This is a genomic window from Streptomyces sp. NPDC002734 (assembly GCF_040295685.1).
Lineage (GTDB): Bacteria > Actinomycetota > Actinomycetes > Streptomycetales > Streptomycetaceae > Streptomyces.
On sequence record NZ_JBEOVU010000009.1, the window covers coordinates 26,379 to 49,179 of the forward strand.

Here is a 22,801-nt window from a genome sequence, read left to right on the forward strand (position 1 = left end):
CGGTGGCTCCCTGTGTGTACTCGGTGAAACCCTGTGGCTTCACGTGTTGTTGTCTTCGGGCGTCTCGGGCGGGGTGTCGACCCCACGCCGGGTCTGGCCGCCCGTCGCTCCGGATGACGTGTCCTGCTGAGCGGAACCCGAGGACGGCGACCGCTTCTGGTCGCGCCCGGCCCGCTCGCTCTCGATGAGCTCGTTCAGCCAGCGCACTTCGCGCTCCACGGACTCCATGCCGTGGCGCTGGAGCTCAAGGGTGTAGTCGTCGAGGCGTTCCCGCGTGCGCGCGAACGACGCACGCATCTTCTCCAGGCGCTCCTCGAGACGGCTGCGCCGGCCTTCCAGCACGCGCATGCGCACGTCCCGTGAGGTCTGCCCGAAGAAGGCGAACCGGGCCGCGAAGGTCTCGTCCTCGTAGGAGTCGGGTCCTGTCTGCGAGAGCAGTTCCTCGAACCGCTCCTTACCTTCTGCCGTCAGCCGGTAGACGATCTTGGCGCGGCGCCCGGTGAGGGGGGCTGCCAGGGCGTCCACGGGTTCGGCCGAGGGTTCCTCGATCAACCAGCCGTTTGCGACCAGCGTCTTGAGGCATGGGTAGAGGGTTCCGTAACTGAAGGCGCGGAATACGCCCAGCGACGTGTTGAGCCGTTTGCGCAGCTCGTAGCCGTGCATCGGGGACTCGCGGAGCAGACCGAGAACGGCGAACTCGAGGATCCCGGCACGCCGGCTCATCGTCGCCTCCTCTCTGCCGCGGACTGTCGGGTCGGCAGTTTATGTTCCCCCGATGTATCGAGTCGATACATCCGAACGATAGGTCTGCCTCGGGCGGCGTACAAGTGTGGTCTCGGTGAGCGGCGTCACATCACCGATTCAGGTCGTAGCGCTATGCGTTGTTCGTGCGTGAGAACCCGATTTGGCGCTGTTCGGCGATGCGTAGTCTGTGCGGCATGCAATCCGCCGGGAACCAAGTGACGTCCGTGATACGTCCACGTCCCAGGTGTAGTACGGCTGATCGAATGACCGTCGGCCGTACGTCGGGGGGACCGGAAACCAGCCGCTGTTTCCAGGCGCTCATGTGTGCGCCTGCCCGAGGAGTAATCGTTCGATGAGCGAGCACCGTCGCAAACCGCCACAGCCGCAGGGAGGCGGACGTGCCGCGGCCCGACGCGCCCAGTCCGGTTCGTCCTCCGGCCGCCGTGCGGCTCCGAGAGGAGCCACCAACTCCTCCGCCGGCTCGTACTACGGGCCTGACGCGGAGGAGCGTCCGTACGGCGGACGCGCGGAGGCCCGCCGGGCCGCGCAGAGGTCCGGCGGCGCCGGAGGGGCCGGAGGAGGCCGCCGCAGGGCGGCACCCCCGGAGGGGCGGCGTGGCCGCAACGCGTCCAAGGACCGTTTCATCGACTACCCGCGTGCCGGAAAGTACGGCGCCGCCCGGTGGGTGCCCTCGTGGCGCCTGGTCACCGGCACGTTCGTCGCCTTCTTCGCCGGCCTGATGCTGGTCGGCGGCATCGGGTACGCCATGGTGGAGGTCCCCGACCAGGACAAGGCCGCGATCGCGGAGACCAATGTCTACTACTGGGCCGACGGGTCCCGGATGGCGTCCACGGGTGGTGGCACCACTCGCCAGAACGTGGAGATCGAGGACATTCCGCCCGCGCTGCGAAACGCGGTGATCGCCGCTGAGAACGCGTCCTTCGAGGACGACCGGGGCGTCGACCCGATGGGCATCGCCCGGGCGCTGTTCAACATGGCCAAGGGCGACGAGGTGCAGGGTGGTTCGACCATCACCCAGCAGTTCGTGAAGAACACCTACCTGGACCAGAGTCAGACCCTGACGCGTAAGTTCAAGGAGCTGTTCATCTCCATAAAGGTCGGCTCGAAGATGTCGAAGGACCAGATCCTCGCGGGCTACCTGAACACCGCCTACTACGGGCGGAACGCCTACGGCGTCCAGGCGGCATCGCTGGCGTACTTCGACAAGGAGGCCAAGAAGCTCAGCCCTGAGGAGTGCGTCTTCCTGGCCTCGGTGCTCAAGGGGCCGAACCTCTACAGCCCGGACGGTGGATCCGGTGACAACGCGACTCCGGAGAAGAACCGCGAGCGCGCCGAGCTGCGATGGAAGTGGATCCTGGACCGCATGGTCGAGGTAGGCCGGATGACGCCTGCCGAGCGGAGCAAGATCGGGGACTTCCCCAAGCTGAAGAAGCGCCCCACCACGGACCTCCCCGGCCAGAAGGGCTACCTGGTCGACATCGCGAAGACGTATGTGGCCAAGACCGCCGGTATTTCCGCGGACGAGCTGGACAAGCGGGGTGGTTACAAGATCTACACCACCTTCGACAAGGACCGCGTGAGGGAGCTGGAGAAGGCCGTCGAGAAGTCCCGCAAGACACTGCTCGACGAGAAGGCCCGTCCGAAGACGGACACCCACGTGCAGTTCGGCGGTGCCTCCGTCGACCCCGACACCGGGGCCATCGTGGCCGTCTACGGTGGTGACGGCTTCGACAAGAACCACTTCACCAACAACGCCAACACCTCGGGTGTGCCGGTCGGCTCGACCTGGAAGCCCTTCGTGCTCGCGTCGGCCATGGAGTACGGCACGATCCACACGGACGGACAGCCGCTGTCGCCGCAGAGCCTCTACCAGGGCAACGACGGAACAGTGATCACGGACCAGAGCGGCAAGCCGCTGCTGAACGACAAGAACCAGCCGTTCAAGCAGGCGAACGAGGGCCCCACGCCCTGGGGCATGATCACGCTCGAGAAGGCCATGGAGCAGTCGGTCAACGTGCCGTTCGTGCAACTCGGCATCGACGTGGGTCTGGACAAGACCCGGAAGACCGCCAAGAGCCTGGGCATTCTCGAGAGCAGCTTCGACACAGGCAACCTGGACACCGCGTCGTTCTCGCTGGGTACCTCGACGCCGAGTGCGATCCGTATGGCGGACGCGTATGCGGGATTCGCCTCCTCCGGTGATCACTACGAGCCGTTCTCCGTGACCAAGGTCGTGGACGTCAAGGGCAACGAACTCCCCGACTTCGAGCCGCCGGAGAAGAAGAAGGGTCTCGAGCCGGAGGTCGCGGACAACGTGACCAAGGTGCTGGAGAACGTGGTCCAGAACGGTACGGCCAAGGCGCTGGCGGATCTTCCGTTCCCGAACGCCGGCAAGACCGGAACCACCGACGAGAACAAGTCCGCCTGGTACGTCGGGTACACCACGGAGCTCTCCACGGCGGTGGCGATGTTCCGGACCAACCCGAAGGACAAGGAACTCCTCTCCATGAACGGAGTGGGCGGTCTCACCTCCATCCACGGTGGTGACATCCCTGCCGACGTGTGGAAGGAGTACATGTCCATCGCCATGAAGGACGAGGACTACAAGCCGAAGCCCTTCCCGGATCCGGCACCGCTGGGGACGGTCTACAACCCGTCCCCGAGCCCGGAGCCGAGCCCGTCGGAGTCCGCGCCGGAGGAGGACGAGGAGAAGGACGACCGGCCGAAGCCCAGCAAGCCGGCCGAGCCCTCGTCGAGCTGCCAGCCGTTCGACTTCGAGTGCATGGGCGCCGGTGGGAACACCACCGACGGCCAGACCACCGACGGCGGAACCTTCGGCGGCACGGACACCGGCGGCACCACTACCGGTACGACCACCGACGGCACGACCGGCGGTGAGACCGATACCGGAACGGTGAGCGAAGGCACGGTCTTCGGCAATACCAATACCGGTGGCGGAAACGGAAGAGGCGGAACCACCGGATAGCGGCGGAATCGGGCGTCACGTCCGTTTCACGTGAAACATGGGCCGCCACACCTACGGGTGCGGCGGCCCTCGCCCTTTTCCGGCGCGGGTACGGCAGGATGTGCGCCATGCCGAGCGCAGAGACGATGCACGAGAGCACTCCCGAGCCGGGTACCGGAGCCACCGTGGCGCGGGTCGCGACGGAGCCCGTGGCGCCGACCCGCGAGGACCCGGTGGCCGCGTCGGGCAGTGCCTTCCTGGGCGGTCCCCTGGGCCGGCACTCGCTGACCGGCGCCTCCTGGTGGTCGCCGGTACGCATCGTGGTGCTGGTGGCGATGGTGGTCTTCGCCCTGGGGTTGATCCAGAAGGCCCCTTGCTACAACGGCGGCTGGTTCTTCGGCGCCGGGGCCCAGTACACCCATGCCTGCTACTCCGACATCCCGCACCTGTACCACGCGCGCGGCTTCGCCGAGGGCCTGGTCCCGTACTTCGACCGCCTGCCCGGCGACATGGAGTACCTCGAATACCCGGTGCTCACCGGCGTCTTCATGCAGGTTGCCGCCTGGCTGACCCCGGACGGCGGCAGCTACCAGGACCTGGGACAGCACTACTGGATGGTCAACACCGGCATGCTGATGGTGTGCGCCGCGGTGATCGCCGTCTGCACCGTCCGTACCCACTCCCGGCGGCCCTGGGACGGCCTGCTGGTCGCCCTGGCGCCGGCCTTCGCACTGACCGCCACCATCAACTGGGACCTCCTGGCGGTCGCCCTGACGTCCGCGGCGATGCTGATGTGGGCGCGGTCCCGACCGCTGGCCTTCGGCGTCCTGCTCGGTCTGGCCACCGCCGCGAAGCTCTACCCGGTCTTCCTGCTGGTCCCGCTGCTGGCTCTGTGCTGGCGTGCCGGACGTCTGCGGGCGTACGGGACCGCGGTGGCGGGCGCGGCGGGCGCCTGGCTGGTGGTGAACCTGCCGGTGATGGTCTTCTCCTTCGAGGGCTGGTCGAAGTTCTACCGCTTCAGCCAGGAGCGCTCGGTCGACTTCGGCTCGTTCTGGCTGATCCTCGACCAGCGCACCGATCTGAACCTCGCTCCGGCGGTGGTGAACCCGATCGCCCTCGTCCTGACCGTCGCGGCGCTCGCCGGCGGGGTGGCGCTGGTCGTGGCCGCGCCCAGGCGCCCTCGCTTCGCACAGCTGGCCTTCCTGGCCGTCGCGGCCTTCATCCTGACCAACAAGGTCTACTCGCCGCAGTACGTGCTCTGGCTGGTCCCCCTGGCGGCCCTGGCGCGTCCGCGGTGGCGCGACTTCCTGATCTGGCAGGCCTGCGAGGTCACGTACTACCTGGGCATCTGGATGTACCTCGCGTTCACCAGCGGTGGCGACAAGGCGAAGGGGCTCCCGTTGGAGGGGTACCAGTTCGCGATCGTCGTCCACCTGGTGGGGACGCTCTTCCTCTGCGCCATGGTCGTCCGCGACATCCTGCACCCGGAGGCGGATCCGGTGCGGCGATCGGGCGACGACGACCCCTCGGGCGGCGTGCTGGACGGAGCGCCCGACGCCGTGGCTCTGCGCGGCCGGTCCGGGCCGTCGGACGAGCCGGGACCCGAAGGGCACGACGAGCACGACGGGACGGACGGGGACGGCGAGCGCGGCGCCTCCGGCGACGGAGACGGCGATCGCGACGGGGACGGCGACCGCGACTCCACGGACGCCTGGGGCGACGTGGACGATGAGGACCCCTGGAAATACCGCGGCGGCCCTCTCCGGAAGGAGAAGGCCGTCGGGGGGCGGAACGACGGCTGAGGACGCCGCAGGCCGCTCAGTTGTCCACGAGGCGGTCGAACTGGGTGGTCGTGTGGCGCAGGTGGGCGACGAGCTCGTCGCCCACCGTGGGCTCGGGGGCGTCCGCCGGGACGAAGAGGATGGACACCTGCATGTGCGGGGGCTCGGCGAACCACCGCTGCTTGCCCGCCCACACGAAGGGCGACAGGTTGCGGTTGACCGTCGCCAGGCCGGCCCGCGCCACGCCCTTGGCCCGGGGCATCACGCCGTGCAGCGCCTTCGGCGCCTCCAGGCCGACGCCGTGCGAGGTACCGCCGGCCACGACCACCAGGTAGCCGTCCGAGGCGGCCTTCTGCTGGCGGTAGCCGAACCGGTCCCCCTTGGAGACCCGCGTGACGTCCAGGACGGCGCCGCGGTACTCGGTCGCCTCGTGGTCACCGAGCCACAGCCGGGTCCCGATCCGCGCGCGGAAGCGCGTCTGCGGGAACTGCTGCTGCAGCCGCGCGAGTTCGTCCGCCTTGAGATGGCTGACGAACATGGTGTGCAGCGGCAGGCGGGCGGCCCGGAGACGGTCCATCCACCCGATGACCTCCTCGACGGCGTCCGAGCCGTCGGTGCGGTCCAGGGGGAGGTGGAGCGCGAAGCCCTCCAGGCGGACGTTCTCTATGGCGGCGTGCAGCTGCGAGAGTTCCGCCTCGCTGACGCCGTGGCGCTTCATCGAGGACATCACCTCGATGACCACCCGCGCCCCCACGAGGCCGTAGACCCCGTCCACCGAGGAGACCGACCGGATGACCCGGTCGGGCAACGGGACAGGCTCCTCGCCGCGGCGGAAGGGCGTCAGGACCAGCAGGTCACCGCCGAACCAGTCCTTGAGCTTGGCCGCCTCGTAGGTGGTGCCGGTGGCGAGGACGTCGGAGCCCAGCCGGGTCGCCTCCTCGGCCAGGCGCTCGTGACCGAAGCCGTAACCGTTCCCCTTGCAGACGGGGACGAGGCCGGGGAACGAATCCTGCACGTGCTTGTGGTGTGCCCGCCAGCGCGCGGAGTCGACGTAGAGCGTGAGCGCCATGGCCGGTCCGGACCCTTTCTCGTGGCTTCGGGTGAAGTGTGGAGCGTCGCGGCCGCCCGCGGCGGCCTCAGCTGACTATGGAAGCAAACACCGCCGAGGTCAGCGGCGCGACATGTAGATGTCGAGAGCCTTGTGGAGCAGCTTGTTGAGCGGGAAGTCCCACTCGCCCAGGTACTCCGCGGCCTGGCCGCCGGTGCCCACCTTGAACTGGATGAGGCCGAAGAGGTGGTCCGTCTCGTCGAGCGAGTCGGAGATGCCCCGCAGGTCGTACACGGTGGCGCCCAGGGCGTAGGCGTCCCGGAGCATCCGCCACTGCATGGCGTTGGAGGGGCGGAACTCGCGGCCGAGGTTGTCGGAGGCGCCGTAGGAGTACCAGACGTGCCCGCCGACGATCAGCATGGTCGCCGCGGAGAGGTTCACCCCGTCCTTGCGGGCGAAGTACAGCCGCATGCGGTTGGGGTCCTCGGCGTTGAGCGCCGTCCACATGCGCTGGAAGTAGGAGAGCGGACGCGGCCGGAAGTGGTCGCGGACGGCGGTGATCTCGTAGAGCCGCTGCCACTCCTCCAGGTCCTCGTAACCGCCCTGCACGACCTCCACGCCGGCCTTCTCGGCCTTCTTGATGTTGCGGCGCCAGAGCTGGTTGAAGTTCCTGTGCACGTCCTCCAGCGACCGGTTCTCGAGCGGCACCTGGTAGACGTACCGGGGCTGCACGTCGCCGAAGCCGGCGCCGCCGTCCTCGCCCTGCTGCCAGCCCATGCGGCGCAGCTTGTCGGCGACCTCGAAGGCGCGCGGCTCGATGAAGTCGGGCTCGATGTCCCGCAGCCGCTTCACCTCGGTGTCCTGGATGCCCTTCTTGATGGAGGGCGCGTCCCAGCGGCGGATGATCACCGGCGGGCCCATCTTCACCGAGAAGGCGCCCTGCGCCTTCAGGTGAGCCAGCATGGGCTCCAGCCAGTCGGTGAGGTTGGGGGCGAACCAGTTGATGACCGGGCCTTCGGGCAGGTAGGCCAGGTAGCGCTTGATCTTGGGGAGCTGCCGGTACAGGACCAGACCGGCGCCGACCAGCTCGCCGGTGCGGTCGTCGAACCAACCGAGGTTCTCTGAGCGCCACTCGGACTTCACATCCGCCCACGCCGGTACCTGCATGTGGCTCGCCGAGGGCAGGCTCTGGATGTACGCCAGATGCTGTTCTCGGCTGATCGTCCTCAGGGTCAGGCTCATTCGGGGCGCTCCTCGGGCTGGCGTGTCCCCACATGTAGGGGCTCCGGCTCTCGCGCCGAAGCCTACTGTGCCAGCCGAACGTACTGACGGACACGTACGGAGTCCGCCCCGGTCCGGGGGCCGGCGGAGCCGGCGCGGACCGGGGCGGACGGGTGGCGGGGGCGGACGGGGAGAATTCGGAGCTGCTCCGGCTGATCCGGGGCTGATCCAGCGACTCCGGCGGCTCTACGAGCCGATCCCGCCGAAAAGACCGCCGTGCGACATGCCCAGGAGCAGTCCCAGGGCGCAGGCGCCGATGCCGACGATCAGCCCGAACCGCTCCCGGGTGGTCGCCGAGATGAACTGGCCGACACCGCCCGTGACGATGCCGATCAGCCCCGCCCACGAGGTGAGAAGGTGCAGGTGGTGGAACCCGGCGGTCGCCAGGGCCACCACACCGAGCACCAGCGTGACGCCGAGCAGGGCGTTCACCTTGGGGTGGGGCCTGTGATCGGTGGCGAAGAGGGACCCGTGAATGGTGGGCCGCGGCTGCGAACGCGTTGTCTGTGCCATGAGCACCTCCCGACGGAAGCGGCGCATCCTAGTCGGCGAGTACCCGATATGTGCCGGATCGACGCTGTTCGCGCACGGATTTCAGCCGGAAGCCGGTGTGCGGGTAGTCTGTACCGTCTGCACCGGTGTCTGCCCACGTCAGGAAGGCATCCATCCCGACTGTCAGTGGGGCCCGATACCGTTGCTCACGTAACACCACGCATACAACCCTCCTGCCACGGATCGACCGTGGCCGCTGAGTCCAAAGGAGGTGGGTTCCACATGCGTCACTACGAGGTGATGGTCATCCTCGACCCCGATCTGGAGGAGCGCGCCGTCGCCCCCCTGATCGAGAACTTCCTCTCCGTCGTCCGTGAGGGCAGCGGAAAGGTCGAGAAGGTCGACACCTGGGGCCGTCGTCGTCTCGCGTACGAGATCAAGAAGAAGCCCGAGGGCATCTACTCGGTCATCGACCTGCAGGCCGAGCCTGCGGTCGTCAAGGAGCTCGACCGCCAGATGAACCTGAACGAGTCGGTCCTCCGGACCAAGGTCCTCCGTCCCGAGATGCACTGAGCCTGCCGGCTCGGTCCATCCCGGGAATCGAGTAGCACCACCAGCAACCAGCAGCTAACCCGCTGAGAGGTTCCCCCATGGCAGGCGAGACCGTCATCACGGTCGTCGGCAATCTCGTCGACGACCCCGAGCTGCGCTTCACCGCGTCTGGTGCGCCGGTCGCGAACTTCCGAGTCGCGTCCACCCCCCGCACCTTCGACCGGCAGACCAACGAGTGGAAGGACGGCGAGAGCCTGTTCCTGAGCTGCTCGGTCTGGCGGCAGACGGCGGAGCACGTCGCGGAGTCCCTGACGAAGGGCATGCGCGTGATCGTCCAGGGCCGCCTCAAGCAGCGGTCCTACGACGACAACCAGGGCGTCAGGCGGACGGTCTACGAGCTGGACGTCGAGGAAGTCGGCCCCAGCCTGCGCAGCGCCACGGCCAAGGTCACCAAGGCCGCCGGAGGCGGCGGCGGTGCCCGCGGCGGCCAGGGCGGTTACGGCGGCGGTGGCGGCCAGGGTGGCGGCGGCTGGGGCGGAGGCCCCAGTGGCGGTCAGCAGGGCGGCGGCTCCCAGCCTGCCGACCCGTGGGCGTCCGGCGGTGCTCCCGCCGGCGGCCAGGGCGGCGGCGGCTGGGGCGGCAACCAGGGCGGCTCCGGCGGTGGCTACTCGGACGAGCCCCCCTTCTAGGGCGGACTCGTCACCCACACTTCTTGATCACACAGGAGAATCACCATGGCGAAGCCGCCTGTGCGCAAGCCGAAGAAGAAGGTCTGCGCGTTCTGCAAGGACAAGGTCCAGTACGTGGACTACAAGGACACGAACATGCTGCGGAAGTTCATTTCCGACCGCGGCAAGATCCGTGCCCGCCGGGTGACCGGCAACTGCACGCAGCACCAGCGTGACGTCGCCACGGCCGTGAAGAACAGCCGTGAGATGGCGCTGCTGCCCTACACGTCCACCGCGCGATAAGGGAAGGGTGACCGAAAAATGAAGATCATCCTCACCCACGAGGTCTCTGGCCTCGGCGCTGCCGGCGACGTCGTCGACGTCAAGGACGGCTACGCTCGCAACTACCTGATCCCGCGGAACTTCGCGATCCGCTGGACCAAGGGTGGCGAGAAGGACGTGGCGCAGATCCGCCGCGCCCGCAAGATCCACGAGATCCAGACCATCGAGCAGGCCAACGCCATCAAGGCGCAGCTCGAGGGCACCAAGGTTCGTCTGGCCGTTCGCTCCGGCGACGCCGGTCGTCTCTTCGGCTCCGTCACCCCGGCTGACGTCGCGTCCGCGATCAAGGCTTCCGGTGGCCCCGAGGTCGACAAGCGCCGCATCGAGCTGGGCGCCCCGATCAAGACCCTGGGCTCGCACGAGACCTCGGTGCGTCTGCACCCCGAGGTTGCCGCGAAGGTCAACGTCGAGGTCGTCTCTGCCTGAGCTCCGGCTCGGGTCTGAGCTCTCGGCTCGGCATCACTGAGAAGGGCCGCACCCCCTGGGTGCGGCCCTTCTTGGCTGTCCGGTCTGTCCCGTGAGCGGTGTTTCACGTGAAACCGTCCGCACGACGCGGCGGGTGGACGGCCCGCGGGCGCTGCTCCCTGCGTCAGCGGACGGCCCCGGTCACCAGCCAGTGGCCGGACCGTGCCCGCCACCACAGGGTGGCCATCCGCACCGCCATCATCAAGGTCATCGCACCCCAGAGCGCGGTGAGACCTCCGCCCATGGAGGGCACCAGCAGGGCGACGGGCGTGAAGACGGCGAGCGTCGCGATCATGGCCCAAGCCAGGTACGGGCCGTCTCCCGCGCCCATCAGGACCCCGTCGAGCACGAAGACGACCCCGCTCAGCGGTTGCGACACCGCGACGACGATCAGGGCGGGGAGCGCCGCGTCCCACACCGCGGTGTCACCGGTGAACATGGGCAGCAGGAGTGGCCGGGCCAGCACCACCAGAATGCCCAGCGCGATGCCGACGGCGATGCCCCACTCGACCATGCGGCGGCAGACCGCCCGGGCGCCGTCGGCGTCACCGGCCCCCAGGTAGCGTCCGATGATGGCCTGCCCGGCGATCGCGATGGCGTCCAGGGCGAAGGCCAGCAAGCTCCACAGGGAGAGCACGATCTGGTGGGCTGCCACGTCCGCGTCGCCCAGCCGGGCGGCGACCGCGGTCGCGATCAGCAGGATGGCGCGGAGGGAAAGGGTGCGGACCAGCAAGGGAGCACCGGTCTGGGCCGAAGCCCGGATGCCTGCCGCGTCCGGGCGGAGTGAGGCTCCGTGGCGACGGGCTCCCCGCACGACCACCACCAGGTAGACGGCCGCCATGCCGCACTGGGCGATCACCGTGCCCCAGGCAGAGCCGGCGATCCCGAGGTCCAGGCCGTAGACCAGCAGGACGTTGAGGACCGCGTTGGCCAGGAAGCCGGCGACGGCGACGCGCAGAGGCGTCTTGGTGTCCTGGAGTCCTCGTAGGACGCCGGTAGCCGCCAGGACGATCAGCATCGGCGGAATGCCGAGCGAGGAGATGCGCAGGTATGTCACCGCGTACGGCGCGGCGGTGTCCGAGGCTCCGAACAGGTCGATCAGCGTCGGAGCGGTGGGCAGCACGGCGACGATCACCGCACAGCCCAGCAGGACCGCCAGCCAGATGCCGTCCATGCCCTGGCGTATGGCGGCGCCTAGTTCCCCGGCGCCGACCCGCCGGGCCACCGCTGCCGTCGTGGCATAGGCGAGAAAGACGAAGATGCTGACCGCGGTGGTCAGCAGGGCCGAGGCCACGCCCAGCCCGGCGAGTTGCGCGGTGCCGAGGTGCCCGACGATGGCGCTGTCCGCGAGGATGAAAAGAGGCTCGGCCACCAGAGCGCCGAAGGCCGGAAAAGCCAGAGCGATGATCTCGCGATCGTGTCGCCGTCGGCCCGTACGGCCGGTCGCGGAAGCCTGTGTCATAAGCACCAATCTAATCTTCCACAGGTAAGTGGTGCAATGCCACTGGGCCTCTTACCTTTTGACCGGCGGCGTGTGTTCTCGCACAGCGTTCCGGTAGATCTTGGCCCGGCGGCCGATTTTTTTCTTCTGCACAAGCCGTGGATCGCGTTACCGCAGGTCAGAGAGGTCACGCCGGGAAGGCTGCGGGCTTGTTCACAGCGCTGTCCACCGACTCGTGCACAGGTTTCCGGGGGTTGTCCACAGCATACGGCCGTTCTTCCACATGGCCTGTGGATAACCAGATTGGCTGCAGGTGCCCGCGGGCTTAGCGTGGTGCGGTGCCCGCCCTCTGCGGCCAGTGAGATTTCACCACGAAACCGGCGTCCGACGCCGGTGCCGACGAGGGCTGCGGGCAGCTCGATCTGTCAGAGCCGTGCCGTACAACTGAGAGGCACGGCGAGGTCCGCGCGGCGGACGGGAGGAGGGTCGCTCGGTGAGCATTTCCGAGCCCTTGGACGACCCCTGGGCCGAGAGCGGTCCCAGTGATCGTCTGCCCGCGTCGCGCCGTCGTGAGGACTCCGGTCAGGGCCGCTCCGGTGGCCGTGGAGGGCGTTCCGGCGACGGGAGGTGGGACGACGAGGAGGTCTCCCCCTTCGAGCGGGTGCCCCCGCAGGACCTCGACGCCGAGCAGTCCGTGCTCGGCGGCATGCTGCTGTCCAAGGACGCCATCGCCGACGTGGTGGAGATCCTCAAGGGCCACGACTTCTACAAGCCCGCCCACGAGCTGATCTACCAGGCGATCCTCGACATCTACGCCAAGGGCGAGCCGGCCGACCCGATCACCATCGCCGCCGAGCTCACCAAGCGCGGCGAGATCAACAAGGTGGGCGGCGCGGCCTACCTGCACACCCTGGTGCAGACGGTCCCCACCGCGGCCAACGCCGAGTACTACGCGGAGATCGTTCATGAGCGCGCGGTGCTGCGGCGCCTGGTCGAGGCCGGCACCCGCATCACCCAGATGGGATACGCGGCCGACGACGACGTCGACGAGATCGTCAACCGGGCCCAGGCCGAGATCTACGCCGTCACCGAGCAGCGCACCAGCGAGGACTACCTCCCGCTCGGCGACATCATGGAGGGCGCGCTCGACGAGATCGAGGCGATCGGCTCCCGCAGCGGGGAGATGACCGGTGTGCCGACCGGTTTCACCGACTTCGACGCCCTGACCAACGGCCTGCACCCCGGCCAGATGATCGTCATCGCGGCTCGTCCCGCGATGGGTAAGTCGACCCTGGCGCTGGACTTCGCCCGCGCGGCGTCGATCAAGAACCAGCTGCCGAGCGTCATCTTCTCCCTCGAGATGGGCCGCAACGAGATCGCCATGCGCCTGCTGTCCGCCGAGGCGCGGGTGGCCCTGCACCACATGCGCTCCGGCACCATGACCGACGACGACTGGACGCGTCTCGCGCGCCGGATGCCCGACGTCTCCGCCGCGCCCCTCTACATCGACGACTCCCCCAACCTGTCGATGATGGAGATCCGGGCCAAGTGCCGCCGCCTCAAGCAGCGCAACGACATCAAGCTGGTCGTCATCGACTACCTCCAGCTGATGCAGTCCGGCGGCTCCAAGCGCGCCGAGAACCGCCAGCAGGAGGTCTCGGACATGTCCCGTAACCTCAAGCTGCTGGCCAAGGAGCTGGAGATCCCGGTCATCGCGCTCTCCCAGCTGAACCGAGGCCCCGAGCAGCGCACCGACAAGAAGCCGATGGTCTCCGACCTGCGTGAGTCCGGCTCCATCGAGCAGGACGCCGACATGGTCATCCTGCTCCACCGCGAGGACGCCTACGAGAAGGAGTCACCGCGCGCCGGCGAGGCGGACCTGATCGTGGCCAAGCACCGTAACGGCCCGACGGCCACCATCACCGTGGCCTTCCAGGGCCACTACTCGCGGTTCGTGGACATGGCACAGAGCTGACCGGCACCGCTGTAGGTTCTCAAATCTCGTGTCATTTTCTCAGTTGCGATGTCATCTGAGTGGCCGATCTGACACGGGATTGAGAATCGCTGCTCATCGCTATCACTCGTTTGGGTGACCCTGTATCAGGTCCGGCCTGTGAGCCTCCCGCGGATGCGAACGTAGCGCCCGTGAAGGGGACTGCCTGCGATCCGGGGGTGACTTATGGAGGCAGGGCTGAGCCCGGGATCGATCACCGTGAGCCTGCGGGGCCCGAACGGCAGCTTGCTTGAGAACCGGGAGTGGACTGCTTCCCCGATCGACGGGCTTGCGGCGGCGGACCCGTGGCGGATCTTCCGCTGGTACCGAGGCCAGCGGCACTACTCGGGCACCTACTGGTCCGCCACAATGCGCGACCACGTCATCTACGAGTCGCGCCTCGAACTGGAGAGGCTCCTCTTCGCTGATTTCGACCCGGCCGTACGGCACATCGTGGCCCAGCCCTTTTTGCTCAAGGCCGAGGTGGATGGGGCCGTGCGCAAGCACATCCCGGACTATCTTCTGGTCACCGACGAGGGGCCTGTGATCGTGGATGTGAAGCCACTGCACCGGTTGTCCAAGCCGGAGGTGGCCTTCACTTTCGGCTGGACCCGTGAGGCGGTGGAGGTTCGCGGGTGGAGTTACGAGGTCTGGAGCGAGCCACCTGCGGCTGAGCTGGAGAACGTCCGTTTCTTGTCGGGCTACCGCAGGGACTGGCTGTTCGATCGTGGGCTCGTCGACGAACTCCGTGGCGCTGAACTCGATGGAGTCTCTTTGCGACGCGCGGCGGTCAGCCTGCCTGGTCACCCGGAGGAGCAAGTCCGTTCTGCGGTGTAGCACTTGCTGTGGACGCACGAGTTCACGGTTGATCTCGACCGGCCGCTTAGCTCGGCGCACGTGCTGAGGAGGACGGCGTGAGCAGGGCGGGGGCACGGGTCGGCGTCGGTACGCACTTCCGCTATGACGGGGAGACCGTCGAGGTGGTCGAGATGGCTGCCACCACGGCCGGCAACGAGGTCGTCCTCAAGGACGGCCAGGGCAGGCTCCTGCGTCTCTCTTTGCGGGAACTGCTCTTCTCTGACCGGGCCATCCTCATCCCCGAAGGGCCGGGACCGTCCTCGGACGACGCCGAGGAGATCGCTTCAGTGGTGCTGGGGCAGCTGGACGAGGATGCCAAACGGCAGATCCTGGAGCGGGCCGAGCACGTTCGGGAACTTCTCACGGGATATCGGTCCGGCAGCGCTGAACTGGCACGTGAAGGCGAACCGCGAGCTCCGTACACGCCAATGCTGTCGCTGGAGGCACGCTATGCGGCGAAGGCTTCGGAACTCGGCGTCGCCGATCGCACCATTCGACGATGGGTCGCCGACTACCGCCGACACGGTGAGGCCGGACTGGTCCAGCGGACAAGTTCCCAGGCACGGCCCTTCGGCAGGGCCGATGACCGATGGGTGGAGACCGCGCTGGAAGTCATGGTCGAGCACACGGGAGAGTCGAAGCCTTCACGCAAGATGGTCATCGACCGGACTCGGGCCCGGCTGATCGCGCGGTTCGGTCCCGACGTCGTCCCCCAGCCCAGCCAAGCCACTGCCTACCGGGTGCTCACGGAGCTGGAGCGGCGGCACCCGCTGTTCCGCCTGAGTACGAAGCGGAACCGAGACATCGCGGACCGGCCGGAGGGTCCGTACGGCAAGCTGCGGCCGACGCGGCCGGGTGAGTACCTGCTGATGGACTCCACTCGGCTGGACGTCTTCGCGTTCGACCCGCTGACTCTGAAGTGGGTGCAGGCCGAATTGAGTGTTGGGATGGATTGGTACACCCGCTGCATCACGGGGATCCGGCTCACCCCGGTGTCGACGAAGGCGGTGGATGTCAGCGCGGTGCTGTTCCAGTCGTTCCGGCCGAGGCCGGCGGGGCGGGACTGGCCGCGCGGTGCCGTCTGGCCCGAGCACGGCATCCCGCGCACGGTCCTGGTCGACGTCGAGGGCACCGTCGGTCCCGGGCTGGCCTCGCCGCCGCTGGTCCCCGAGACGCTGGTGGTCGATCACGGCAAGGTCTACCTCTCGGAGCATCTGACCAGCGTTTGCCGCCGGATGGGCATCTCTATCCAGCCGGCTCGACTGCGGACGGGCCGCGATAAAGGTCCGGTGGAGCGTTATTTCCGCACCCTGCGGGAGGGGCTGCTGCAAGCGCTGCCCGGCTACAAGGGGCCCGACATTCATTCGCGGGGCGAGAGCCCGGAGGACGATGCGTTCTTCTTCCTCGACGAGCTTGAGGCGATCATCCGGGAGTGGACGGCGGCGGTCTATCACTGCAAGCCGCACTCCAGTCTGGTCGATCCGGGCCTGCCGGGCCTGCGGATGTCCCCGGCGAAGATGTTCGAGCACGGCATGGCGCGGGCGGGCTACATCGAAGCACCGCGCGACCGGGACCTGGCTTACGAGTTCCTGCAGACGAAGTGGCGCACGGTCCAGCACTACGGGGTCGAGATCGGCCGCCGCCGCTACAGCGGCCCTGGCCTGCCCGAGCCGGGCATCCGCAGTCCCTACGACAGTCCAGTCAAGAACGGCTGGCCGTTCCAAGTGGACCCCGACGACATCACCAAGATCTACTTCTGCAACCCCACAACCCGCGCATGGCACACCCTGCCGTGGGAGCATGCACCGTCGGCCGAGATGCCGCTGAGTGAGGACGCGTTGACATTCGCCCGGCAGTTGGCCGCCTCGAAGTATCGCTTCCCCGACGACCGGCTGGCCGTCGCCGACTTGCTTCAGCGGTGGAACCTCGGGCTGGGCACCACGATCGCCGAGCGGCGCATGGCCCTGCGGCTCTCGCGCGAGCAGGCTGCCATTGAACTTCCGGAGAGTGAGGCGGAGACAGTCGTCTCGCTTCCATCCGTACGCAAGGCCCTCGGCCAAGACGAGGTAATGCCGAAGCCGGAGGAGCCCGATGCGGTGGCGGAAACGGGTGATGACGACGAGGCCGATGTGGAGGACCTCGCTGAGGAGAACGACTTCTACGCCGATGCTCTGGAGGACGTGTGAGTGAGGAGCGTGTTCCGGAGCCGGACAGTCTCGCCCTGTCGCGGAAGGAGGACTTCAAGGCGTTCGCTGAGAGCCCTCGCCGCAGCCGACCTGATCTGCTGACCCGCAAGCAGCTGAAGTCCCTGGACACGCAAGAGAGGGCTGACTACGACCGGCAGCGCCGGAAGTGGCACGCGAACATCGGCCCGGTCAAGACGCCACAACTGGCAGAGCTCCACGAGGACTTGTGGGACATTGTCGACAGCAATGAGCAGGACGGTGACAAGGCCAAGGGGGCGGTGGCCGTCGACGCGTTCCCGGGGCTGGGCAAGACTACCTCGGTGCTTGCCTTCGCCCGCGACTTCCACCAGCGGGAGATCGAGGAGTCGGGCCCGTTCACGAGTCAGGGGCACGAACGGATCCCGGTCTGCCGGGTCGGGCTGACCGGGAACACCGGGATGAAGGACCTCAACCGGGCCATGCTGGAGTTCTTCGGCCACCCCGGAACGGGGCGGGGCACCACCGCCCAGTTCGGACGGCGGGTGCTGGACTGCGTGTTGTGCTGCGATGTCCGACTGGTGGTTCTGGACGATCTGCACTTCCTGAAATGGGGACAGAAGAGCGGCATCGAGGTGAGCAACCACCTGAAGTGGATCGCCAACGAGTTCCCGGTGACGTTGCTGATGGTGGGGGTCGAACTCGCGGAGAAGGGCCTGTTCGGCGAGGGAACGAACGGCCGCGACACAGCTCTGGCCCAGACCGGCCGCCGCACCACCCGCCTCGGGCTTCGCCCGTTCACCATCGACGCGGAGGCCGGACGCCGGGAATGGCGGCAGATGCTGCTGGCCCTCGAACAGCGCGTCGTGCTTGCCGACAAGCACCCCGGCATGCTCGCGGACGACCTGTCGGATTACCTCTTCGCCCGCAGCACCGGACACATCGGCTCGCTGATGACGCTGATCAACCGCGGCTGCCAGCGGGCGGTCCGCACCGGCGCGGAACGTCTTGACGAGGAGCTGATGGACCGGGTGAAGAACGATGAGGCGTCCGAGGCTGCCCGCCTCGAACTTCAGGCCGCGCTGGAGAAGAAGCGGCTGACCAGCCGTCCGCGGTCCCGGGGCCGACGAGCCGCATGAGGCAGTCGGCCCGCACCCTGCCGATCCGGCTGCCGCCCGTGCCGGGCGAGGCCCTGGACTCCTGGTTGGAGGCGACGGCCAGACGGATAGACACCACGCTCGGCGATGTCCTGCTGCACTTCGGATTCCCGGTCCGGCAGAGCGCTGGAAATCAGTTCCGGGGCATCCCGACGGACTGGACGATCTTCCTCGACGAGCAGTTGACCGCCGCCGTCGCGCACGCCACCGGGACGGCCCCGGAGGCGGTCACTGCGATGACCCTGGCGCACTATGACGGACGGGCCCTGCAGATGAGTGCCGCAGGCCGGGCCGTGTCGCGGCATGTCCTTTGGGGGCGCGGCCGGGGGTCCCGGTTCTGCCCGGACTGTCTCCGCTCCAGCGAGGGTCGCTGGCAGTTGTCCTGGAGGCTCGGCTTCTCCTTCGCCTGCACCCAGCACCGCCGCCTGCTGGCGGACCGCTGCCCGCACTGCGGGCGGGTTCCGCGGCAGCGGCCCCATTCAGGCCGATCCGTCCCCCAACCGGAACTCTGCGGCAATCCGCCGATCCGCCCCGGCGGTCCGGTTACGGCCGGCTGCGGCACCGATCTCACCCGTGCTTCGACGCTTCTCCTGTCTTCCGGCCATCCGGTTCTCATGGCGCAGGACCGGGTGATGGGGATCATTAACGGGGCGACGGCGGCCTTCGGCCCCTACCGGATCGTTCCCCAGCCGACACCGGCAGTGCTGGCCGACATCCGGGCTCTGGGCATCCGCGTCCTGAGCGACCTTCCTGCTGCTGTCCTGCGTGAACGGATACCGGCCGATATCGCAGAAGTGCACCTCGCTACCGATCGGGTCGTCCCGCACGCCGAACAGGCGGCGGACCGCCCAGGATTCATGGCTCCGCCGCGAGCCGTGGATGCCGCCGTCGCGGTCACCATGGCCTTGGGCATCCTGGAACAGCCGGGAATCCATCCGGCCGGCGAGGCCCTGCGGGGCCTGCTGGACGAAGTACGCGAGGAACTCGCGCAGATCTCGGTGACCAGCATCGACGACTGGGGCCGGGGCATCAGCCCGGTGCTGCAGTCCGTGCACCTGGCCGCCCTCGCTCCTTCCCTCCGCCCCAGCGAGCACCTCCGCTACCGCACCACGACCGAGACTCCCCGCCGACCGACAAAGACCACCCGGGACATCGAGCAACGGGCCAAGAAGATCCCCACGATGTTCTGGCCGCCCTGGGCAGTCCGGCTCACACCACCTGCAGGAATCCATGCACGTGCCCTGGCCCCCGTCCTCGCCGCCCTGCTGCTGATCCCCGACAGCCGCACCTCCCTGGACCAGGCCGCCAGGCTGGTCGGCGACGTGATCGACGGCATCGAGATCTCACGCCTCCTCCAAGAACTCGACGACCTTCCGCAATGGCCGGACATCGTTACCGCCCTGGATCGGCTCGCCAGCCACCTCGACGCCGACGACACCCCCATCGACTACGGCCGTCGCCGGCTCCTGGGCTACACCGGCCTGCTTCCCCACGGCCGCTGGCTGGAGATCTGCCGCCGCACCGGAACACCGCCGGGGACCGGCCGACGCGAACGCATCGCCCGCAGCCAGCTCTTCAGACGCTTGAGCGGCCTGCCCACCGAGTCTGCCCCCGACGATCCGGGCGGGCTCGACAGTGCAGAGTTCCGGGCGACGTCCTTGAGGTTCACCGCCCTTCAGACCCCCGAACTCGCACACGCACTCCAGCAGGAAGCCCTCAACTTCCTGGCCTCGCACCACATCCACGATGAGCCCGCGACCTGGCAGCCTCCCACCACGCTGCTGGCCGGACTCTCCCTTCCCGGACCCGACCCGGCGAACATCGACCTACCCCGCCTGCACCAACTCGTCCGAGAACGCCAGCACCCCGTTCAGCACGCCGCCCAAGCCCTGGGCACAACCGTCGAGGCCATCCGACATGTCCTCGACGAACACCCAGCCCCCGCACCCCCGCTGACGGAGAACGCCGCGAGAGCTACCGGCCGCATCCGGCAGCAAGCCCGGCAAACCGTCCCGGAAGAGCGCTTCATTCAGCTCTACCTCGACGAACATCGGTCTCTCCAGCAGATCGCCACCCTCACGGGCTTCTCTCGCAGAGTGCTGACCGACCTTGCCAGGGAGTACGGCATCCCGCTTCGCGAAGGTCCACAGGACTACAAACGCCGGGGCGCCGTCGAACGGGACTGGCTCATCGAGCAGTACGTCCACCGTCGGCGAACTCTGCCGGACCTCGCCCGCGAAACCGGCATGAGCACCGCGAACATGACCCGCTGGGCTCACACCCACAACATCCCCCTCCGGCCACGCGGCGGAGCCAGCCACCACACCGCCCTCCGTGCCCCCGAGCAGGCCACAGATGCCCCCGCCATTCTGCGCGCTGCCCTGACCAGCCCAAATACCCGGCAGCGACTCGAACGCTTCGCTGCCGCCTTGCCCTACCCCACCGTCACCGAAGCCGCCCGAGCCCTCGGCATTCACCAATCGACACTTACAACCCAGATCAACCGGCTCGAAAAGGACCTGGGCCGACCCCTGATCGAACGTGCTGAACGGGGCCGCAGGATGCGGCCCACACCCTTCGGTAGAAAAGTGGCCGCTGCCGCCAAGCGTTTCATTGGCCCAGGCGGGCGGCCTTGATCGTGCGTTGGGCGAAGACCTCCTCCCGGCGGTCTTCCATCTGTCTCAACGCGTCCTTGCGGTCCCGCTTGGAGAGCCGATCAAGATACGTATGGCCCACGAGGTGATCGGTCTCGTGCTGCAGACACCGGGCGAAGTACCCCAGCCCCTCGATGACGAGTGGGTTGCCATCCTTGTCGAACCCACGGGCGACAGCACGATCGGTGCGGGGAACCGCCATGCCTGCACCGGGCACCGACAGGCAGCCCTCGAAGTCGTCAATGAGCCGGCGGCTACCCGGATCGGGCAGGTCCAGAACCGGGTTGATGATGTGACCGACATGCCGGATCCCATAATCGTCCGGGCAGTCATACACGAACAGGCGCAGGTCAACGCCAACCTGGTTGGCAGCCAGGCCGGCGCCGTCGGCTACATACATGGTCAGGAACATGTCGTCGATTAACGCCGACAACTCCGGAGTCCCGAACTCGGTCACCTCCCGGCATGGACGGCTCAGTACCTCCTCACCGACCACCGTGACCCTGCGAACCGAACCCCGTCCTGCCTCTGGCGGCAGAGCCGGATAGGTGTCCACCGGCCGGCCTTGCACACGGACTCGTCGGTCGACGGAACGGGACCGCTCGTGACGAACAGACATGGATGTCTCCCTTTTGCGCACGCCACAGATGCCGCGGAGGTCACCGCAGCTGATTGCCTTCAGCAGGACTACTGCTTGCCAAGCTCTTTGCAAAGTAGCAGACTTTGCAAAGTGACTGAAGATGACGTCAACACCCCGGACGACCAGACAGCCGACACCGGCGAAGAATTGCGTGAGCACGAAGTCCGCACAGCCCTGCTGGACCTGCTCGCCGAGGTCGGCACTGTCACGGCGACCGAAGCCGCCTCCCGGCTGGGCTACAGCTCTGGCCTCTGCTCGTTCCACCTACGGCAGCTCGCACGCCACGGATACATCGAAGAAGCCCCCCACCGCGGGGGCCGCGCACGTCCCTGGCGTCTGAGGCAGCACACCCCCGCTGCGGAGGGTCCCATGGCGGAAGAGCAGTTCGGCGACCTGGCCCGCGGGCTGGAGGACGAGAGCTGGCAGCGGTGGCTGACCCAGCGAGACGAGGCGCCGGCCGAATGGCGTCACGACGAAGCCTTCAGTGCCGTCGCCTACCTGACACCCGAAGAGATGAGCCGGGTCGCGGACGTGATCCGACGGGCCCTGGCGCCCTACCAGGACCGCGAACAACGCCCTCTGGCCCGGCCCGACGGTGCTCGACCGGTGGCCCTCATCACCCGACTCTTCCCCTTGCTTCCCCACGCAGCAGACGGCGCGGACCAGGACTGAGAAGACGTCGGCCGTTCGCACTCACTTGAGGAAATGACACGGCGCTGAGACAGCAGGCAGATGACACGACGTGAGACAGCCTGAAAACGTCCAGGCCACGGCGTCGCCGCATGACACAGCGGCTGAGAACCTACAACCGCGAGGTCCGGCTTTCACGGCACGCTCGCGGGCGGCCGAGTCACGCACCCGGTGTTCAGCGCCGCGTCCCGTACCTGGTCAGGACCACACCGCAGGGCAGTGTGCGCGTCTCCACCAGGTTCAGGTTCACCCAGTTGTCCAGCGCGGTGAAGAACGGCGTGCCGCCGCCCACCAGGACCGGCGCGGTGGCCAGCACGTACTCGTCGATCAGCCCGGCCCGCATGGCCGCCGCGGCGAGCGCCGCGCCGCCGATGTCCATCGGGCCGCCGTCCTCGGCCTTGAGCCGGGCGATCTCGGCGACCGCGTCTCCGGTGACCAGGCGGGTGTTCCAGTCGACCTCGTGGATCGTCGAGGAGAACACCACCTTCGCCATGTCCCGCCAGCGGCGCCCGAACTCGATCTCCGCCGGCGTGGAGTCGGGCCGCTGGTCGGCGGTCGGCCAGTAGGGGGCCATCATGTGCCACAGCTTGCGCCCGTACAGCGACAGCTCGGTCGCCTGCAGCTGGTCGGACCAGAACTGGAAGAGCTCGTCGCTCGGCACGCTCCAGCCGATGTCGTCGCCGGGCGCGGCGATGTAGCCGTCCAGGGACACGTTCATGCCGTAGATCAGTTTCCGCATGGCGCCAGCCTTTCGTGGATCGGGACCACGCGTACGGACCGACGCGGCACGGGAAACTCATCGGTGCGCCCCGTGCCCGCGTACGGTCCACGCGCTCCGGCTCGGCCG

At 68.0% G+C, this 22,801-nt stretch carries 19 protein-coding genes; 12 read left to right on the forward strand and 7 right to left on the reverse strand.

Going from position 1 to position 22,801, the window contains the following annotated elements:
* Positions 1 to 39: 39 nt before the first annotated feature.
* Entirely contained in the window at positions 40 to 723 is a 684-nt protein-coding gene (locus ABT026_RS10400) for a PadR family transcriptional regulator (RefSeq protein WP_108956435.1), read from the reverse strand.
* A 373-nt stretch (positions 724 to 1,096) separates the two neighbouring features.
* On the opposite strand from ABT026_RS10400, the gene ABT026_RS10405 reads away from it, so the two are divergent.
* Together ABT026_RS10405 and ABT026_RS10410 are read left to right on the forward strand one after the other, a co-directional pair.
* Positions 1,097 to 3,751 carry a transglycosylase domain-containing protein gene (locus tag ABT026_RS10405; RefSeq protein WP_351113752.1) on the forward strand — a complete coding sequence of 885 codons (2,655 nt, stop codon included), beginning with the start codon at positions 1,097 to 1,099 and terminating at the stop codon, positions 3,749 to 3,751.
* 98 nt (positions 3,752 to 3,849) lie between these two features.
* Positions 3,850 to 5,532 (forward strand): glycosyltransferase family 87 protein, encoded by a 1,683-nt coding sequence (locus ABT026_RS10410; protein WP_502967943.1) that lies wholly within the window; start codon positions 3,850 to 3,852, stop codon positions 5,530 to 5,532.
* Between the two features lie 16 nt (positions 5,533 to 5,548).
* On the opposite strand, the gene ABT026_RS10415 is transcribed toward ABT026_RS10410, so the two are convergent.
* The 3 genes from ABT026_RS10415 to ABT026_RS10425 form a co-directional block, all read right to left on the reverse strand.
* Positions 5,549 to 6,580, reverse strand: a complete 1,032-nt coding sequence (locus ABT026_RS10415; protein ID WP_351113753.1) for an alanine racemase — start codon at positions 6,578 to 6,580, stop codon at positions 5,549 to 5,551.
* A 99-nt stretch (positions 6,581 to 6,679) separates the two neighbouring features.
* Positions 6,680 to 7,801, reverse strand: a complete 1,122-nt coding sequence (locus ABT026_RS10420) for a lipid II:glycine glycyltransferase FemX (RefSeq protein ID WP_351113754.1) — start codon at positions 7,799 to 7,801, stop codon at positions 6,680 to 6,682.
* Positions 7,802 to 8,026: 225 nt separating this feature from the next.
* Entirely contained in the window at positions 8,027 to 8,353 is a 327-nt protein-coding gene (locus tag ABT026_RS10425) for a hypothetical protein (RefSeq protein WP_351113755.1), read from the reverse strand.
* Positions 8,354 to 8,614: 261 nt separating this feature from the next.
* On the opposite strand from ABT026_RS10425, the gene rpsF reads away from it, so the two are divergent.
* From rpsF to rplI, 4 genes are all read left to right on the forward strand, one after another.
* Positions 8,615 to 8,905, forward strand: a complete 291-nt coding sequence (gene rpsF, locus ABT026_RS10430; RefSeq protein ID WP_351113756.1) for a 30S ribosomal protein S6 — start codon at positions 8,615 to 8,617, stop codon at positions 8,903 to 8,905.
* A 77-nt stretch (positions 8,906 to 8,982) separates the two neighbouring features.
* Positions 8,983 to 9,573: a single-stranded DNA-binding protein gene (locus ABT026_RS10435; RefSeq protein ID WP_351113757.1), complete on the forward strand. Its 591-nt coding sequence runs from the start codon at positions 8,983 to 8,985 to the stop codon at positions 9,571 to 9,573.
* Positions 9,574 to 9,618: 45 nt separating this feature from the next.
* Positions 9,619 to 9,855 (forward strand): 30S ribosomal protein S18, encoded by a 237-nt coding sequence (rpsR, locus tag ABT026_RS10440; protein WP_006381652.1) that lies wholly within the window; start codon positions 9,619 to 9,621, stop codon positions 9,853 to 9,855.
* An 18-nt stretch (positions 9,856 to 9,873) separates the two neighbouring features.
* Positions 9,874 to 10,320, forward strand: coding sequence for a 50S ribosomal protein L9 (rplI, locus tag ABT026_RS10445; protein WP_351113758.1), 447 nt, complete (start codon positions 9,874 to 9,876; stop codon positions 10,318 to 10,320).
* Positions 10,321 to 10,483: 163 nt separating this feature from the next.
* On the opposite strand, the gene ABT026_RS10450 is transcribed toward rplI, so the two are convergent.
* Entirely contained in the window at positions 10,484 to 11,830 is a 1,347-nt protein-coding gene (locus ABT026_RS10450; protein WP_502967944.1) for an MATE family efflux transporter, read from the reverse strand.
* Between the two features lie 463 nt (positions 11,831 to 12,293).
* Between ABT026_RS10450 and dnaB the strand changes: the two genes are divergently transcribed.
* From dnaB to ABT026_RS10475, 5 genes are all read left to right on the forward strand, one after another.
* Complete coding sequence (gene dnaB, locus ABT026_RS10455; protein ID WP_351113760.1) at positions 12,294 to 13,775, forward strand: replicative DNA helicase; 1,482 nt, start codon at positions 12,294 to 12,296, stop codon at positions 13,773 to 13,775.
* A gap of 204 nt (positions 13,776 to 13,979) precedes the next feature.
* Positions 13,980 to 14,630: a TnsA-like heteromeric transposase endonuclease subunit gene (locus ABT026_RS10460; protein WP_351113761.1), complete on the forward strand. Its 651-nt coding sequence runs from the start codon at positions 13,980 to 13,982 to the stop codon at positions 14,628 to 14,630.
* A gap of 77 nt (positions 14,631 to 14,707) precedes the next feature.
* Positions 14,708 to 16,837, forward strand: coding sequence for a TnsB C-terminal domain-containing protein (locus ABT026_RS10465; protein ID WP_351113762.1), 2,130 nt, complete (start codon positions 14,708 to 14,710; stop codon positions 16,835 to 16,837).
* Complete coding sequence (locus ABT026_RS10470; protein ID WP_351113763.1) at positions 16,834 to 17,952, forward strand: AAA family ATPase; 1,119 nt, start codon at positions 16,834 to 16,836, stop codon at positions 17,950 to 17,952. Before ABT026_RS10465 ends, ABT026_RS10470 begins: the two co-directional genes overlap by 4 nt.
* On the forward strand, positions 17,949 to 20,606 hold the full coding sequence (locus ABT026_RS10475; protein ID WP_351113764.1) for a TniQ family protein: 2,658 nt from the start codon (positions 17,949 to 17,951) through the stop codon (positions 20,604 to 20,606). The genes ABT026_RS10470 and ABT026_RS10475 overlap by 4 nt, the downstream gene beginning before the upstream one ends.
* Here ABT026_RS10475 and def read toward each other — a convergent pair.
* Positions 20,581 to 21,243 carry a peptide deformylase gene (def, locus tag ABT026_RS10480; protein ID WP_351113765.1) on the reverse strand — a complete coding sequence of 221 codons (663 nt, stop codon included), beginning with the start codon at positions 21,241 to 21,243 and terminating at the stop codon, positions 20,581 to 20,583. The genes ABT026_RS10475 and def overlap by 26 nt on opposite strands.
* Positions 21,244 to 21,354: 111 nt before the next feature.
* Here def and ABT026_RS10485 point away from each other — a divergent pair, with 111 nt between their 5' ends.
* The gene (locus tag ABT026_RS10485; RefSeq protein ID WP_351113766.1) at positions 21,355 to 21,936 is read left to right on the forward strand and encodes a winged helix-turn-helix domain-containing protein; all 582 of its coding nucleotides are present in this window, start codon (positions 21,355 to 21,357) and stop codon (positions 21,934 to 21,936) included.
* Positions 21,937 to 22,129: 193 nt separating this feature from the next.
* Here the strand turns inward: ABT026_RS10485 and ABT026_RS10490 are convergent, their stop codons facing one another.
* On the reverse strand, positions 22,130 to 22,693 hold the full coding sequence (locus ABT026_RS10490) for a dihydrofolate reductase family protein (RefSeq protein ID WP_351113767.1): 564 nt from the start codon (positions 22,691 to 22,693) through the stop codon (positions 22,130 to 22,132).
* Positions 22,694 to 22,801: the final 108 nt, after the last annotated feature.